The 16,181-nt window shown below is 69.5% G+C and carries 13 protein-coding genes and 1 tRNA gene; 3 read left to right on the top strand and 11 right to left on the bottom strand.

What is annotated here, in order from left to right:
- The first annotated feature begins 187 nt into the window (after window positions 1–187).
- Both pstB and AX669_RS09615 read left to right on the top strand, forming a co-directional pair.
- A complete protein-coding gene (gene pstB, locus AX669_RS09620; RefSeq protein ID WP_006946474.1) occupies window positions 188–964 on the top strand; it encodes a phosphate ABC transporter ATP-binding protein PstB in 777 nt (258 codons plus the stop codon).
- Between the two features lie 449 nt (window positions 965–1,413).
- A complete protein-coding gene (locus tag AX669_RS09615) occupies window positions 1,414–1,680 on the top strand; it encodes a hypothetical protein (protein WP_062258103.1) in 267 nt (88 codons plus the stop codon).
- 396 nt (window positions 1,681–2,076) lie between these two features.
- Here the strand turns inward: AX669_RS09615 and AX669_RS09610 are convergent, their stop codons facing one another.
- The 8 genes from AX669_RS09610 to AX669_RS13955 form a co-directional block, all read right to left on the bottom strand.
- On the bottom strand, window positions 2,077–2,703 hold the full coding sequence (locus AX669_RS09610) for a hypothetical protein (protein ID WP_006946442.1): 627 nt from the start codon (window positions 2,701–2,703) through the stop codon (window positions 2,077–2,079).
- Window positions 2,704–2,867: 164 nt separating this feature from the next.
- Window positions 2,868–4,721, bottom strand: coding sequence for a malto-oligosyltrehalose trehalohydrolase (gene treZ / locus AX669_RS09605; RefSeq protein ID WP_006946412.1), 1,854 nt, complete (start codon window positions 4,719–4,721; stop codon window positions 2,868–2,870).
- The gene (gene treY / locus AX669_RS09600; RefSeq protein WP_062258101.1) at window positions 4,718–7,417 is read right to left on the bottom strand and encodes a malto-oligosyltrehalose synthase; all 2,700 of its coding nucleotides are present in this window, start codon (window positions 7,415–7,417) and stop codon (window positions 4,718–4,720) included. Before treY ends, treZ begins: the two co-directional genes overlap by 4 nt.
- 77 nt (window positions 7,418–7,494) lie before the next feature.
- Window positions 7,495–8,925, bottom strand: a complete 1,431-nt coding sequence (locus tag AX669_RS09595; protein WP_062258107.1) for an amino acid permease — start codon at window positions 8,923–8,925, stop codon at window positions 7,495–7,497.
- A 238-nt stretch (window positions 8,926–9,163) separates the two neighbouring features.
- Window positions 9,164–11,911, bottom strand: coding sequence for an RNA helicase (locus tag AX669_RS09590; protein WP_197418888.1), 2,748 nt, complete (start codon window positions 11,909–11,911; stop codon window positions 9,164–9,166).
- Window positions 11,912–11,998: 87 nt separating this feature from the next.
- Window positions 11,999–12,550, bottom strand: a complete 552-nt coding sequence (locus AX669_RS09585; protein ID WP_006946436.1) for a hypothetical protein — start codon at window positions 12,548–12,550, stop codon at window positions 11,999–12,001.
- 107 nt (window positions 12,551–12,657) lie between these two features.
- Window positions 12,658–13,125, bottom strand: a complete 468-nt coding sequence (locus tag AX669_RS09580) for an SDR family NAD(P)-dependent oxidoreductase (RefSeq protein WP_006946422.1) — start codon at window positions 13,123–13,125, stop codon at window positions 12,658–12,660.
- 48 nt (window positions 13,126–13,173) lie between these two features.
- Window positions 13,174–13,368 (bottom strand): hypothetical protein, encoded by a 195-nt coding sequence (locus AX669_RS13955; RefSeq protein WP_231729542.1) that lies wholly within the window; start codon window positions 13,366–13,368, stop codon window positions 13,174–13,176.
- Window positions 13,369–13,827: 459 nt separating this feature from the next.
- Here AX669_RS13955 and AX669_RS09570 point away from each other — a divergent pair, with 459 nt between their 5' ends.
- A complete protein-coding gene (locus AX669_RS09570; protein ID WP_006946423.1) occupies window positions 13,828–14,490 on the top strand; it encodes a lytic transglycosylase domain-containing protein in 663 nt (220 codons plus the stop codon).
- Between the two features lie 124 nt (window positions 14,491–14,614).
- Here the strand turns inward: AX669_RS09570 and AX669_RS09565 are convergent.
- From AX669_RS09565 to AX669_RS09555, 3 genes are all read right to left on the bottom strand, one after another.
- Window positions 14,615–14,690, bottom strand: a tRNA-Lys gene (locus tag AX669_RS09565).
- Between the two features lie 205 nt (window positions 14,691–14,895).
- Complete coding sequence (locus AX669_RS09560) at window positions 14,896–15,255, bottom strand: hypothetical protein (RefSeq protein ID WP_062258100.1); 360 nt, start codon at window positions 15,253–15,255, stop codon at window positions 14,896–14,898.
- 225 nt (window positions 15,256–15,480) lie between these two features.
- A complete protein-coding gene (locus tag AX669_RS09555; RefSeq protein WP_062258098.1) occupies window positions 15,481–16,125 on the bottom strand; it encodes a 3-oxoacid CoA-transferase subunit B in 645 nt (214 codons plus the stop codon).
- Window positions 16,126–16,181 lie beyond the last annotated feature (56 nt).

Raw genomic sequence — 16,181 nt, 5'->3', positions numbered from 1 at the left:
ATGATCTACAACGGCAAGGACAACATGGCCGTCGACGCCTCCGCGCAGCGCGTGTGGGCGGCGGCGTGCACCCTCATCCTCCTCATCCTTCTTCTCAACCTGCTGGGCCGCTTCATCAGCCGCTTCAGCAAGGTCAAGAACTGACATCCGCTCGCGCGGATACGACTCGTAAAGGAACCCGAGTTCAATGAGCAAGCGGATCGACGTTCACAACCTCAACGTCTACTACGGCGACTTCCTCGCCGTGAACGATGTCTCCATGACGATCGAGCCCCGCTCGATCACGGCCTTCATCGGCCCGTCGGGCTGCGGCAAGTCCACGTTCCTGCGCACCCTCAACCGCATGCACGAGGTCATCCCCGGCGGCCGCGTCGAGGGTCAGGTGCTCCTCGACGACGAGGACCTGTACGCGCCGGGCGTCGACCCGGTGGCGGTGCGCCGCACCGTCGGCATGGTGTTCCAGCGCCCCAACCCGTTCCCGACGATGTCGATCGGTGACAACGTCGTCGCGGGTCTGCGCCTCAACGGCGTGAAGGACAAGAAGGTGCTCGCCGAGAAGACGGAGCAGTCGCTGCGTGGCGCGAACCTGTGGAACGAGGTCAAGGATCGCCTCGACAAGCCGGGTGCCGGCCTGTCGGGCGGTCAGCAGCAGCGTCTGTGCATCGCGCGTGCCATCGCGGTGTCGCCGGACGTGCTCCTCATGGACGAGCCGTGCTCGGCTCTCGACCCGATCTCGACGCTCGCCATCGAGGATCTGATGCTGGAGCTGAAGAAGGACTACACGATCGTCATCGTCACGCACAACATGCAGCAGGCGGCGCGTGTGGCTGACCGGACGGCGTTCTTCAACCTCGAGGCGACGGGCAAGCCCGGCATGCTCGTCGAGATGAACGACACGCAGAAGATGTTCAGCAACCCGGATCAGCGGGCGACCGAGGACTACATCTCCGGTCGCTTCGGCTGACAGCCGGGCGAAAGGGCCGTGAGGACCGGGGCGCAGCGAAGCGAGCACCGGCCCGGCGCGGCCCTCCGAGCCCGTCAGGTGAAAGCGAAAGGGTGCCGAGGACACGAACGAAGCGAGGTCCGCAGGCGCCCCCGAGCTCAGCCCGAGAAGCACTGCTGATCCATCGTGCGTTGTGCGCCCCCCACCGTCGTGACGGTGGGGGGCGCCTGCGTTGCCGGGCAGCGTTCCTGCGGCGTCAACCTGACTTCACGCTGGGAGGCGCTGCAGGCGTCGCTGCACGTCGGGATGCAGAATGACTCACATCACATATGAGCGGGGGCTATGACCGTGTGCCGATCGAGTTTCCCTGGGGCGCAACCCTCTTCGGCATAGCGCGAGCCGGCGCTGAACATCGTGCCCGGGGTCGGGCAAATCGACTCAATGCTTCAGGGGCCGTTCATCCCGATTTCATGCACACTGTGCTTGTGCCGAAGGATGCAACTCGTATTGGAACGTGGTCGCGCAAGTCGCTGCTCAAGAACCGCAAGAAGCAGGCGATCGCGCGCGGCGCTCACCCGACCCCTGACGAGATCGTCTTCTCGGACACCCCGGGAATCGTCGACGACGGCAACTTCAGCTACGGCGTCTGCCACGTCTGCGACTGGAAGGGCGGTGGGCGTCGCGCCCGCGAGAAGGCCCGCCGCGACGCGGCGGAGCACTACCTCCTGGCGCACTGACCACCACGGCACGGTCGAATGCCAATACATCCCGGCGCTTCGCCGCTCGCGATGAGGTGCGGTAGCGGCGCAGGGGATGGCCGCGCCGCGAGAGATGTGAGACACGCTGGACCGGGAGCGCCTCTCGGCACTAGGCCGCTCGTAGCGGCTGAATTTGGGACCCGGGGCTGCCGCGGCCCAGCGTGCTCATCCACCTTAACGAACATCACCGGCCCTCGCATTCCCGGCGGCTGCGAGAAACGTCACGCAGTGCAGTGTCGTCCCGGAGCCGGCGACGCCTGGCGAGGCGTCACCACCGGTCGAGACCAGACAGCGCAACCCATGAACCGGTCGAGATGCACCGCTCGAGACGGGCCGCCCGGGTCGAATGACCTGAGTCGAGTCAGTCGGGTCGGATCAGTCAAGGTTGCCGATGCGCCAGGCGGAGGCGGCCTTCGTCAGGTCACGGGCTGTGTCGCCGAGCCGTGCGGCGCTGAGCGCCTCGCGCGCGGCCAGGGCATCGTCATGGCCGTCGTGACGCTCGGCGCGTTCGGCCCGGCCGGAGGCGACGACGCGACAGAAGGCTGCGGCGCGTTCGAGCGCGACGGCGAAGTCGCCGGTGTAGGCGCCCTCGAGGATGCGGTCGGCGAGCGCCTTGATCTCGGCAGGTCCGCTCGGGTCGGCCGATCCCGCGACGGCGTGGGAGACGTGAGCGTGCCGGATACCGGCGTTGTAGTCGCCCGCGGCGCCTACAGCGTCGCGGCGCACCCATTCGCGCAGCGTGTAGAGGCGCCACAGCACGCCGGGCAGGCTGACGGCGGGGCGCCCGGCCCACAGCTGCGCGAGCGTCGACAAGCCGATCTCGTCCGTCAGCGCGATGAGCCGGGCCGTCACCTCCGGGTCCGCGTTGGTGCGCCCGGCGCCGACGAGGATGGCGGCGCTCTCGTGCGCGATGGCGGTGACATCGGCGGGGTCGGGTGCTCCCTCGAACGCCTGGAACTCGCGGTCGGTGAAGAACAACGGCTTGTGGTGGGAACGCGTCACGGGTACGGCTGGCTCCTTCGGTGCCTCGACGAGGCGTCGAGTGCGTCATCGGGTCAACGACGCGCGGGCGGGCGGCATTCCGCCGGGCGCCGTCGAGACATCCGCCGGACGCCGTCGCCGCGAACTCCACAGGGTCGCACCGGGCGGCACGACCCTGCTACGGGTCAGCGGACGATGGCCACCCCGTCGGCCGGGATGACGACGCGCACTCCCCCGCCGTCGGCGGGGCGCTCGTCGACGATGTGCCATGCGGCGATGACACGGTCGGCGTCGATCGTCGTCGCCTCGCCCGAGAGGTTGACGACGACGCGGCAGTCGCCGCGGTGCACCGTCACGACGCTCGTCGGGCCCTGGCCGTCACCCTCGACCCGGCTCGTGCCGAGGGTCGGGTCGGACAGGTCGGGCACCTCGCGGCGCAGCCTGATGAGGGTGCGGTACCAGTCGAGCAGGAGCGACTGCTCGCCGTCGGGGTCGTCGATCTCGCTCCAGCGCAGCACCGAGTTGCGGAAGGTCGACTCCTCCTGGGGGTCGGGCACCGCGTCACCCCAGCCGTGGGCTGCGAACTCGGCCGCGCGCCCGCGTGAGGTGCCCTCGGCGATCTCGGGGTCGACGTGGTCGGTGAAGAACTGCCAGGGGGTCTGCGCACCGTACTCCTCACCCATGAAGAGCATCGGCGTGTACGGCGACGTCAGCAGCAGCGCTGCCGCGCAGGCCAGCCGGTCGACGCCGACGAGCTGCGACAGGCGCTCGCCCGTCGCGCGGTTGCCGACCTGATCGTGCGTCTGCAGAGACGCGACAAAGCGCCAACCCGGCGTCGCTTCGGGATCGACGGGGCGGCCGTGGCGGCGCTCGCGGAAGCTCGAGTACGTGCCGTCGTGGAAGAACGGCGTCGCGTACATCTTGGCGAGGGCCGCGGGGGCCGCGAAGTCCTCGTAGTAGCCCTGCGTCTCGCCGGTGAGCAGCACGTGCAGGGTGTGGTGGATGTCGTCGGCCCACTGCCCGCTCAGCCCGAGGCCGGCGCTGCCACCGTCGGCGACTGCGAGTCCGCGCTGACCCGAGCGCGGTTCGCGCGCACGCGGCGTGACGGTGGCCGGGTCGTTGCGGTCGGACTCGGCGACGACGACCACGTTGCGCCCCGTCTGCTCGGCGGCGAGTTCCAGTGCGGCCGTGAGCTCTTCGAGGATGTGGACGGCCGTGTCGTCGGCGAGCGCGTGGACGGCGTCAAGGCGGAACGCGTCGACGTGGAACTCGGTGAACCACATGAGCGCGTTCTCGATGATGAAGCGGCGCACCTCGTCACTCTGCGGGCCGTCGAGGTTGACGGCGGGGCCCCACGGCGTGTGGTGCAGCGCATTGAAGTAGGGGCCGAACTCGGGCAAGTAGTTGCCGCTCGGGCCGAGGTGATTGTAGACGACGTCGAGGCAGACGGCGAGGCCGCGCGCGTGGCACGCATCGACGAAGCGCTGGAAGGCGGCCGGGCCGCCGTAGGCGGCGCTCGTCGCGTACCAGTTGACACCGTCATAGCCCCAGTTTCGCTCTCCCGGAACGCCGTTCACCGGCAGGATCTCGACGTGTGTCACCCCGAGCGTCACGAGGTGATCGAGCCGTTCGATGGCCGAGTCGAACGTCCCGGATTCGGTGAACGTGCCGATGTGTAGCTCGTAGAAGACCGCGCCGCGCATCGCGTCGTCGTGCGAGGCCGCGTCCGCGTGGTGGCCGCGCCAACCGTCGTCCTGCCAGTCGTGGGCCGCGAGGTCGACGACCTCGCTGGGGCCGTGGATGCCCTCGGGCTGCAGCAGCGAACGCGGGTCGGGGCGCGGGTCGCCGCCGTCGATGCTGAAGGCGTACTCGCTGCCGACGCGCACCGGCTCGGGCGAATGCCACCAGCCGTTCTCGCCGGCCTTCATGGGCGCCTTCACGCCGTCCGCGACGAGGTGCACCATGCGCTCGGCGGCCGGCGCCCACACCGAGATCGTCTGGGTCGCGCCGTGAAAACCGGGCGAGGAGTAGGTGTTCATCGCTTCTCCTGAACGAGGACGTGGACGTGGCCGAACTCGTGGTCACCGAGATCGCCGAACGCGACCGGCGCGTCGGTGATGGTGAGGCGTTCGCCGGTGAAGGCGTGCCGCCACTCTCCGGCAGGCAGGCTGACGTGGGCATCGGCCAGCGCGCCCGTGCGCAGTGCCCGGGATGCAGCGCGCACCCCGATGACGGCGACGGCGAGCGGAGTCGCGTCCGCCTCGGCGGGCGTCGGTGCGTCAGTCTGCTCGCCGCCCTGGGCGCGCTTGACCAACTTGCTCACCTGACGCCCCGCGGCCTCGACGAGACGCCCGGCCTCGGCGATCTGACGGCGCACCACGGACGCTGCCGGCACCGTCCTCTCGAACGCGACGAGGAACTCGCTGTCGGACTCGAGTGGTTCGTAACCCGACCCCGGGTTCGCCGGCGCATGGACGTCCGCGGCGAGGCAACGCTGCACGAGGCGCGGACGCGAGCCCTCGACGTCAAGGAGCTGCTCGAGTTCGCCGTAGTCGACCGGGCGACGGTTGTCGGGGTCGACGAGGCTGAGCGTCGGACGTTCCGAGCCCTGGTAGGTGTCGGGGATGCCCGGAAGGAACAGCTCGAGCACCTTCTGCGTGTGCCCGGTCAGCGTGATCGCCTCGGCGTTCCGTCGACGCGCGTCGAGGAGGCTGCGGCGTAGATCCACGGCGAGCGTCTCGGCGGCCGGCGCCGATGCAGCGCTCTCCCCCGTTCGAGGGGCGGCGGCGTCGTCAGCCTCGAGGACAGCGGTGGCGAAGGCGAGCACCTGCTTCTCGTACGCCTCGTCGCCGTCGGTCCAGGCCGTGTAGACCTTCGCCTCGCGCAGCGCCTTCGTCAGGTACTCGCTCAGGCGATCCGCGTCGATGCCGAGATCGCGCCGCCCGTGGGCGGCGTCGGGTGCGGCGCCGTCAGCATCGGTGGTGTCGAACGGGCCGTAGGCGGTGGAGAATCCAGCGATGGTCTGCCACGCCAGCGCCGCCGCGGGCCGGTCGACGCCCATCGCGTCGGCGAGCGCGAACGCGGCGTCGCTGCACGCCGTCCACGCCTCGTCGTCACCGGCGATCGCGAGCAACGCCGCGCGAACGTCCTCGCTGCGCTTCGTGTCGTGCGTCGACAGCGTCGTCATCGTGCGCGGCCAGTATTCGGCGTTGTGCTGCGCCCAGGCGTTCAGACGGTGCGCGCCGGCGTCCACGAGGACGTCGACGTCGCCGCCGACCTCGTTGAGGGCGGTCAACGCGTGCCACCGGTAGAAGAGGGTGTCCTCGATCGACTTCGCCATGACCGGGCCCCACGTCTGCTGCAGACGCACCGCGAAGTCGGACGCGGCCGGCTCGATGTCGTCGAACTCGTCGGCCCCGGCGTGCGGACGCACGAGCGCGATGCGCTTGAGAGCATCGAGCTCGTCGGCCAGATCGGGGCGGGCCTCGCGCGCGGCCTCGAGCGCCTCGTCGAGGTGGTGCTTCGACTCCGGTGCCATGCGGGCGCCCGGGACGAGGTAGGCGCGGTAGACGGGCGCCGCGACGAGCAGCTCGACGATCGCGGCACGCAGTGCTTCGCGCTGCAGGTCGGGGCGCACCTCGGCGGCGCGACGCGTCAGCCGCTCGACCTCCGGCACGAGACCGTTCTCGACGACGAAGCGCTTCGCCTCGCGCGTCGCGACCTCGACGTCGCGGGCGTCGCCGTCACCGAGCGCACGCTGCCAGCATGCCTCGATCGTCGGGGCGGCGGCGTCATCGGCCAGCGCGGCGGTGATAGCGGCCATCGCGTCGTAACCCGTCGTGCCCGCGCAGGCCCAGTCGCTCGGCAGGTGCTCGCCCGGTTCGAGGATCTTCTCGACCCAGATCGGCGTGCCCCTGCGGCACTCCTGCGTCAGTCGCGCGAGGTATCCGGCCGGGTCGGCCAGTCCGTCCGGGTGGTCGATGCGGAAGCCGTCGATGTGGCCGGCGTGATGCAGTTCGAGCAGCAGCGCGTGCGTCGCGTCGAAGACGTCGTCGGTCTCGACGCGCACGGCGATGAGCTCGTTGACCTCGAAGAAGCGACGATAGTTGAGCACCGCGTCACGATCGCGCCAGAACGCGAGCCGGTAGTGCTGACGCTCGAGAAGCCGGGCGAGTTCGTCGCCCTGCGGCGCCTCGCCGATGCCGTCGAGGGAACCGTCGGCGACGGGGAAGACGTGTTCGTAGTAGCGGATCACGGGTTCGTCACCGCTGCGGTCGAGCGTGATCGAGCCGTCCGCGATCTCCTCGTCGAGCGGCTTGCCGAGAATCGGGACGCCGAGCGCGCCGTCGAGCGCGTCCCAGTCGACGTCGAACCAATGCGCCGTCGAGGCGTCCTTCCCCCCTGCCAGCAGCGCCCACAGCGGCGCGTTGCTCGACTCGGGCGCGACGAACGCCATGTGGTTCGGCACGACGTCGACGACGACACCGAGCCCCAGCTCGTGCGCGGCGTCGGCGAACCGCTCGAACGCTTCGCGTCCGCCCAGCTCCGGGTTGACACGGGTGTGGTCGAGCACGTCATAGCCGTGGACCGAACCGGGGACGGCGGTGAGGATCGGCGAGCAATAGGCGTGCGAGATGCCGAGCTTCTTCAGGTACGGCAACTGCGCGCGGGCAGCGTCGAACGGGAAGTCGGCGTGCAGCTGGAAGCGATAGGTGGACGTCACGGGCGCGCTCATGCCTCCAACCCCACCACCATTCGCGCGGAAAATCGAGTCGGGGCCGCAGCATCCCACCGCAGGGGTGAGGTGGGGCGTCAGTAGGTACGGGCCCGGGCTCGCCCGGCCCGCGTGAGGAGGTACGCGACGAGCAGCACGAGGACCCAGCCACTGCCGATGAGCGCCGCCTGACGCATGTCGTCGACCTCGAACGCGGTGGCCATCACGGCGAGCACGCCGACGACGCCGAGCGCCGCCGTCACACTGCCGCCGGGCAGGTGGACGCTGCCATCGACGTCGCCGCGGCGCTTGAACGCGATGAAGCTGGCGAGGGCGAGCAGCCACGTCACCATGACGGAGAAGATCGCGATGGAGGCGAGCTTGGTGAAGATGTCGGCCACCCCCGTCTGTGCGAGGTAGATCGCGAGGACGAGGCCGAACGTCGAGACGAGCGTGGCCGCGAGCGGCACTCCCCGCAACGTCGTGCGGGCGAGGAATCGTGGTGCGAGACGATCGACGGCGAGCGAGTGCACGAGCCGACCGGCGCCGTACAGCTGCGCATTGCCCGTGGACAGCGCGGCGACGAGGATGACGGCGTTCATGATGCCCGCGGCGGCCGGGAGCCCGACGGCGTCGAACGCCTTGACGAACGGGCTCGCCGTCAGGCCCTTCGCGGACGCGACGTCGGTCCAGGCGTTGAGCGTGACGATGAGACCCACCGCGATGACGTAGAACAACCCCAGCCGGGCGACGAGGGCGCGCATCGCGGTGCGGACGCTGCGGCGCGGGTCGTCGGCCTCGGCCGCGGTGATCGGCACGACCTCGACGCCGACGAAGGCGAACATCACGATCGACATCGACAACCAGATCGACTCCATACCGCCGGGCATGAACCCGCCGTGGTCGGTGAGGTGAGCGAACCCGGTGGCGGGATGGCCGGGCACGCCGAACAGCACGAGGACGAGCGCGACGAGGATGAACGCGACGAGAGCCGTCACCTTGAGCGCGGAGAAGACGACCTCGGCGCGGCCGAACGCGCGCACGGAGAGCAGGTTGATGACGATGATCGCGAGCGCCACGAGGGCGACGAACACGGAGAGCGACGTCTGCGGCCACCAGTACTGCAGATATGCGCCGGCCGCGACGACCTCGCCGCCGAGCGCGATGACGCTCGCCGCCCAGTAGCACCAGCGAGAGACGTAGCCGGCCCACTCCCCGAGGTAACGCCCCGCGGCGGCGCCGAAGCTGCCCGGCTCGGGGCGGGCGGTCGCCATCTCCGCCATGGCGAGGCCGATGACGGCGATGAGCAGCGCGCCCAGCGCATAGCTGACGACGGCCGCCGGGCCGGCCACCCCGATCGCCGCGCCGGAACCGAAGAACAGGCCCGTGCCGAGCGCCGAACCGAGACCGATCATCAGCATGGTGCGATGCCCGAGGCTGCGCGTCAGGCCACTCGAACCCTCTGAGCTCGCCGGGGCGTCCGTGCTCGCCGAGCCCTTGACCGCGTGGGCGCCGACCTGCTGATCCACCGTGTTCTCCTTCGACGAGCTGGGGTGAGGCGTGGCTGTCTCATTGAAAGCGTCGCGCTGGGCACGCTCGTGCGACACCGCGCCGGCCAACAACCGGGTCAGGGTACGTGCTCGACCCGAGCCCGTGCGTTCGGTGTTCGTCGTCAGGGGCTCCCCGTGCTCACAAGATTGGCTCGGCTGCTCTTCGTCCTTGGCCGGTATGCGGCTCTCGATGACCGCCGCTCGTCGCGGACACGCGTCAGCCCCCGAGGCGGTTGAGGCCGACCACGACGACGAGCGGGACGCCCGCCTCGTCGGAGGCGGCGAGGTCGACCTCCGCGTCGATCCCCCAGTCGTTGTCGTCATCGGGGTCGTGGATGACCTGGCGGATCTCCCATTTGTCGGGCTGCTCGGTGATGCGCAGCATCTTCGGCCCGCGGGCGTCCGCGTCGAGGAGGATCTCGTCATGCTCGTCGTAGTAGGCGCCGAGGTCGGCATCCCACGCGTCGGCATCCATGACGATCTCGGTCGGCGGGTCGGTCGTCGCCGCGACGGCTGCGTCGAGCGCGGCGAGGCCGTCGACGTCGTCGCGCGCTGCGAGCTCGACGCGCTTGAACATCGCCTTGCGGATGGCGACCTTCATCGCGCGCGGGTTGGCCGTGAGGGGACGCTGCTTCAGCACCGTCTCCTGCTGCACCGGCGCGTCACCCGGGTGCGTCAGGGCCTCCCACTCGTCGAGCAGGCTCGAGTCGGTCTGACGGATGACCTCCCCGAGCCACTCGATGAGGTCGGCGAGTTCCTCGTTCTTCTTCGACTCGGGCACGCTCTGACGCAGGGTGCGGTACGCGTCGGTGAGGTAGCGCAGGACGACGCCCTCGCTGCGCGCGAGGTCGTAGAAGCGGATGAGATCGCCGAAGCCCCAGGCATTCTCGTACATCTCGCGCACGACGGACTTGGGTGACAGTTCGTACATGCGCACCATCGGTTGGCTCTGCGCGTACGTCTCGAACGCCGCGTCGAGCAGGTCGGAGAGCGGCTTCGGCCACGTCACGTCCTCGAGGCGCTCCATGCGCTCGTCGTACTCGATGCCGTCGGCCTTCATCTCGGCGATCGCCACGCCGCGCGCCTTGTGCTGTTGCGCCATGAGCACCGGGCGAGGGTCGTCGAGGATCGACTCGATGACACTGACGACATCGACCGCGTAATCCTGTGCGTTCGTGCGCGCCGCAGCGCGTGCGCCCTCGTTCGTCGAGGTGTCGACCTCCGGCGCGTCACCGCGGGCGGGGGCGGCGTCGTCGGGACTCAGCATGTCGAGGACGGCGAGGGCGAACGGTGCGAGCGGCTGGTTGAGCGCGAAGTTGTCCTGCAGGTCGACCGTGAGGTCGACCTGGCGCCCGTCGGCCTGCGGTTCGTCGAGTCGCCGGACGACGCCGGCGGCCAGCATCTCGCGGTAGAGGCCGATCGCGCGGCGAGCGAGCTTCGCCTGCCCCTTGCGATCCTCGTGGTTGTCGCGCACGAGATCGCGCACGGCGACGAACGGGTCGCCGTCGCGGGCGATGAGGTTGAGCAGCATCGAGTGCGTGATGCGCATGCGACTGACGAGCGCTTCGGGCTCGCTCGCGACGATGCGCTCGAAGCTCTCCTCACTCCAGTTGATGAAACCCTCCGGCGGCTTCTTGCGCTGCACCTTCTTGAGCTTCTTCGGGTCGTCACCGGCCTTCGCGATGTTGCGTGTGTTCTCGATGACGTGCTCGGGCGCCTGGACGACCACGGTGCCGCTCGTGTCGAACCCCGCACGGCCGGCCCGCCCGGCGATCTGGTGGAACTCGCGCGACTTGAGCATGCGCTGGCGGGTGCCGTCGAACTTCGTCAGGCCGGAGAGCACGACGGTGCGGATCGGCACGTTGATGCCGACGCCGAGCGTGTCGGTGCCGCAGATCACCTTCAGCAGACCGGCCTGCGCGAGCGTCTCGACGAGACGGCGGTACTTCGGCAACATGCCGGCGTGGTGCACACCGATGCCGTGACGGATGAGTCGTGAGAGCGTCTTGCCGAAGCCGGTGGAGAAGCGGAAGTCGCCGATCATCTCGGCGATCCTGTCGCGATCCTCACGGGAGGCGACCTTGAGCGACATGAGCGCCTGCGCGTTCTCCAGCGCCTGGGCCTGCGTGAAGAACACGACGTAGACGGGCGCCTGACGCGTCTCGAGCAGCTCCTCGATCGTCTCGTTGAGTGGTGTCGTCGACCAGTGATAGCTGAGCGGCACGGGACGCTCGGCCCCCGCGACGGTGACGGAGGCGCGTCCGGTGCGACGCGTCATGTCCTCCTCGAAACGGCGCACGTCACCGAGCGTCGCGGACATGAGCAGGAACTGCGCCTGCGGCAGTTCGAGCAGCGGCACCTGCCACGCCCAGCCGCGATCGCCCTCGGAGTAGAAGTGGAACTCGTCCATGATGACGAGGCCGACGTCGGCGTCCTTGCCCTCGCGCAAGGCGATGTTGGCGAGGATCTCCGCGGTGCAGCAGATGATGGGCGCGTCGGCGTTGACCGAGGCATCGCCCGTCAGCATGCCGACGTGCTCGGCACCGAAGATCTCGCACAGCGCGAAGAACTTCTCGCTCACGAGAGCCTTGATCGGCGCTGTGTAGAAGCTCACCCGGTCGCCTGCGAGCGCCGCGAAGTGCGCCGCCGTCGCGACCATCGACTTACCCGAGCCCGTGGGCGTCGCGAGGATGACGTTCTTGCCGTCGAGCACCTCGATGATGGCCTCTTCCTGGTGCGGATAGAGGCTGAGGCCACGATCGCCCGCCCAGGCGGTGAACTCCTCGTAGATGCGGTCGGCGTCAAACGTCTTCGGCAACCGCTGCGTCAGCGTCTTGACGCGCGGGTTCGCCTCCCGCGCAGCGGCATCCGCGGACGCGGCGAAGTCGCCCGCGACGTCCTGCGCGCCGGGATGGACGGTCTCGACGGCGCCGGCCGCGGCGTCGTCGGGCGATTCGTTCGTCATGTCAGCCTTGCTGCTCGGTGTGGTCGACGGGGCATCCCGCTGCGCGAAGTCGTCGTGCGGGATCGCGGACGAGGTCGAGGGCGCGGCTCACCAGATGTGGCGCTGGCCCGGCAACAGCCGCAGGTCGCCGTACTCGAAGGTGCGCTTGCGCGATTTGCCCTTGCCCTTGACGGGCGCGAGCACCATGAGCTGCACACCCTCGGCGTGCTCGAGGTCGACGCGCACCGCGTCACCGAACTCGGGCACGACGACGTACAGGACGATGGCCGTCGCGCGCTGCGCGACCGTGCGGTTCTCGTTCTCGGCGCGCACCGCGAGGACGCGGCGCAGCTCGGCCAGCACCGCTTCGGGCTCGGGCTGCTCGCCCAGCGCGGCGGGGTCGGCGAAGACGATGTCGACGTCCGGCGCGACGGCCTGGTTGCTCGCGGCCGTCGGCTCACCAGCGGAGTCGATCGTCGGTTCGCCGTCGACCGACATCGCGAAAGGGTAGAACTCGCCGTTCTTCTCGAGGTGCTCCATCGCCGCGCCGAGCGCTGCGGAGAGCAGTTCGTCGAGGTCGGCCTGGGCCTGCGGTGACGCGACGTCGCGCCACGTGCCGTTCGAGCGGTCGTCGGATGCTGCGGGGGTGTCGTTCACCATCGGGGCGCCTCCTCGGCGTCGGTGTGGTCGGGTTCTCCTCGTCGAGAACAACCCAACCACATCACGCCGACAACCCCGGAATTCCGCCGAATCCGAGCCCCTGAGGCTCAGGCGGCCGACCACCCGCCGTCCGAGGTGAGCACCGCGCCGTTGATGTTGGTCGAGTCGTCGCTCAACAGGAAGGTGATCGAGGCGGCCAGCTGCGCCGCGTCCGCGATGCCCGGCATGATGACACGCGCCGGCGCGAGACGCGGCTCGCCGAATTCCGACATCGTGCCCTGCATCGGAATGCCGGTCGCGACACCACCCGGTGCGAGTGCGTCGATCGGGCCATCCGCGGCGCCCACCTGCTGCGCGGCGCCGGGTGCCGTGAGGTCGAGGGCGAGCGGGACGAAGCGCTCCTGCCCCATCGCGTCGCGGGCCGCCGTCAGCTTGGCGCCGTCGATGTCGACCGCGATGACGCGCCCACCCTCCGCGACGACCCGCTGCGCACAGGCCAGACCGATGCCGCCGCGGCACCGGTGATGACGACGCTCTGCCCGTCGAAGCGGCCCGGCGTGATGCGTTCGACCCACAACCCGGACGCCTCCGGCAGCTCCCCACCGTTCGCGGAGCGCACGAGATCAGTCGACGACTGGCTGCGGCATCTGCCCCGCGCTCAATGCGACGAGCTGCTGCAGCGGCATCGTCAGGGCCGGCCCGAGCGCTTTCTCGTCGGTGCCGGACGCGGCCAGCATCTCGCGGATCGCCGGTCCGCCCGTCGGGTGCTCAAGCCATTCACCGATCGTGCGGGCGGCGGTGATCGGGGTGTTCGTCATCGTCTTCTCCAGATCTGAGGCGCCCACGGCGCCCGAGGGTTCGGTGTCGATCGAACAGGAGGGCTACTCATCGCCCCCTTCGATCGTGTCACCTCGACGAGGCGCGTGGATGAGGTCGGGGCAGACGTTCATGTGTTCGTCGATTTGTCAGGGCTGCCCGTCGTCTGGGGGCTGCGACCATCTGTCGACGGGTGTGCGACGTTGCAGCGACGCGTCGTCGTCAGGCCCTCGGATCGTCGATCCGGGACGCGTCCGAGCGTGGCAGCGGAGACGGGCGCCGCCAGCCTGTCAGACTGGAGCGGCCCGCCACCCCGGCCTTGCGGCGGGGATGCCTACATCGACAGGGTTCTACGCCCCCCCTGATCGTTCGGCAGCGTGTGAGGCAGCAGCGGGCAAGCAGCCGGGTTCGGCCGAGAGTCGGACGTCAAGACGCGCAAGACGAGAGCGAACGAGAAGATCATGACCCCACGACGCGCCGCGTCATCGTCCGCGCCCATCCGTCTGACGCGGCGTGGGCGCATCGTCGTGACGTGCCTCGTCGTCGCGCTTTGCGCGGGATTGCTGCTGCTCATGACGTCGACACGCTCGGACCCGCAGTCCGTCCCGTCGTTCGACGCGCCCCTCGGCGCGCTGGACGAGTCGAAGGTGCCGAACGGCTGGGGGCCGCTCGTCGCGGCGGCGTCACGCGAATCGGGCGTGCCCGGCGCTGTGCTCGCTGCGCAGCTCGAGGTCGAGTCGAAGTGGAACCCGAAGGCCGTCTCGCACGCGAACGCCAAGGGGCTCGCCCAGTTCACGCCCGATGCGTGGGCCAGCCACGGCAAGGGCGACCCGTTCGACCCCGCCGACGCCATCGCCGCACAGGGGCGTTTGATGCGTGAGCTGAAGCAGCGGGCCGAACGTTCAGGCATCGCCGACAACCCCATGCGCCTCGCGCTCGCCGGCTACAACGCAGGCTTCGGCAACGTGACGAAGTACCAGGGCGTCCCGCCGTTCGCGGAGACGGAACACTACGTCGACGCCATCGCCCACGCGATGGGCAAGTACGCCAACCCCCTGCCGCCGACGAGTGGTGCGTCGATGGGCGGGGCCGCGAGGAGTGGAGCGACGCGACCTGCGTCATGACCCGCGTGTCTGCTGGACCGAATGTGGACGAAAATCGCAGATGTAGACGGCGATCGCAGTAGGGGCGGGCCCGTCGGGACCTGGCACAACGGCGATTTTCGTCCACATTCGTCGCGCCGACGAGTGGTGGGCCCTGTGGGGCTCGAACCCACAACCTACGGATTAAAAGTCCGCAGCTCTGCCAATTGAGCTAAAGGCCCTTGCTGCTCGGCTCCTGGCACCCAGATCCTTGCACCGGGCTCGATGCGCCAGAGGAGCATCGTGACGAGTCGTCCGACTCACGATCGTCGACTCTCTCACGGCCACCGTGCAGCGCGAAACAGCCTAGCCCCGCCCGACGCGTCACGACGAACCGGGCGGGGCGAGCCTTGCGAGCGGGTGCCGACGAACGGGGCGAGCGGCGGCTCAGCTGTAGGCCGGGCGGTCGCCGTCCTCGGGCTCGACGTGCGTGCGCCGCTCCTCGTCGGTGCTGGTCACCGCACCCGGCAGCGCGTGCTCGGCGATGATGCGACCGGAGTCATCGCTGATGACGACAGTGCTGTGCTCCGCCATCGTCAGGTTCTCGGCGAGCTGGTCACGCGTGAGCTTCGGCATGTTCATGCCCAGACGCTCGAAGCCTGCGTCGAGCAGCTCCATCGCGCCGTCACGATCGCCCGGCCGCACTCGCCCGGCGACGTCGCCGAGCATGTCCGCGAACCGGCCGAGCGAACCCTCGCCGTACTCCTCGGTGAACTTCTCGTTCACCACGTAGTTCCACGTCCCCATGACGCACCACCTTTCCTCACTGCCACGCTACTGCGTTGTTGCACTATGGAACACCCCAGGGGCCACCCGAGGTCACACTGGGCATCCCCCGGGTCGCCATCGATCGCCGCGTCGTCCCGGGGCCGCGCTGGAGCTCGGGGTGTCATCGGTCTCCGACGACGCCCCGAGCTCACGCCGCGCGCGCCCGGATCGCCGTCGATCACCCACGGCGCCCGAATGGCTGCCTCAGCCCAGCGATGCCGCCGCCGTCAGCGGCACGCCCGTCCTCGACTCGAGCTCGGCGAACGTCACGTCCGGTGCGAGCTCGGTGACGACGAGACCGTCGGGCATCACGTCGATGACGGCGAAGTCGGTGATGATGCGCTCGACGACACCGAGCCCCGTGATCGGCAGGGTGCACGCGGGCAGGATCTTGGGCGATCCGTCCTTCGCGCAGTGCTCCATGAGGACGATGACCTTCTTCGCGCCGTGCACGAGATCCATCGCGCCACCCATGCCCTTGACCATCTTGCCCGGGATCATCCAGTTCGCGATGTCACCGTCCGCCGACACCTGCATGGCACCGAGGATGGCCGCATCGACCTTGCCGCCCCGGATCATGCCGAAAGACATCGCCGAGTCGAACGTCGAGGCCCCGCGCCGCAGCGTCACCGTCTCCTTGCCCGCATTGATGAGGTCGGGATCGACGGCGCCCTCGCTCGGATACGCGCCCACCCCCAGCAGCCCGTTCTCCGACTGCAGGACGAGTTCGACGTCGTCCGCCACGTAGTTCGGCACGAGCGTCGGCAACCCGATGCCCAGGTTGACGTAATCGCCGTCCTGCAGCTCCGCCGCAGCACGCGCCGCCATCTGCTCTCGCGTCCAGGCCATGTCAGTCACCCTCCGTCTCGCGGGTCGTGCGCTTCTCGCACTCTCGGTCGAACGCA

Origin of the sequence: Dermacoccus sp. CCH2-D9 (assembly GCF_001556795.1) — a bacterium.
In the GTDB taxonomy this organism is placed as follows: Bacteria; Actinomycetota; Actinomycetes; order Actinomycetales; family Dermatophilaceae; genus Dermacoccus; species Dermacoccus nishinomiyaensis.
Note: the sequence above shows the minus strand (reverse complement) of the source record. Positions and strands in the feature narration are given on the sequence as shown.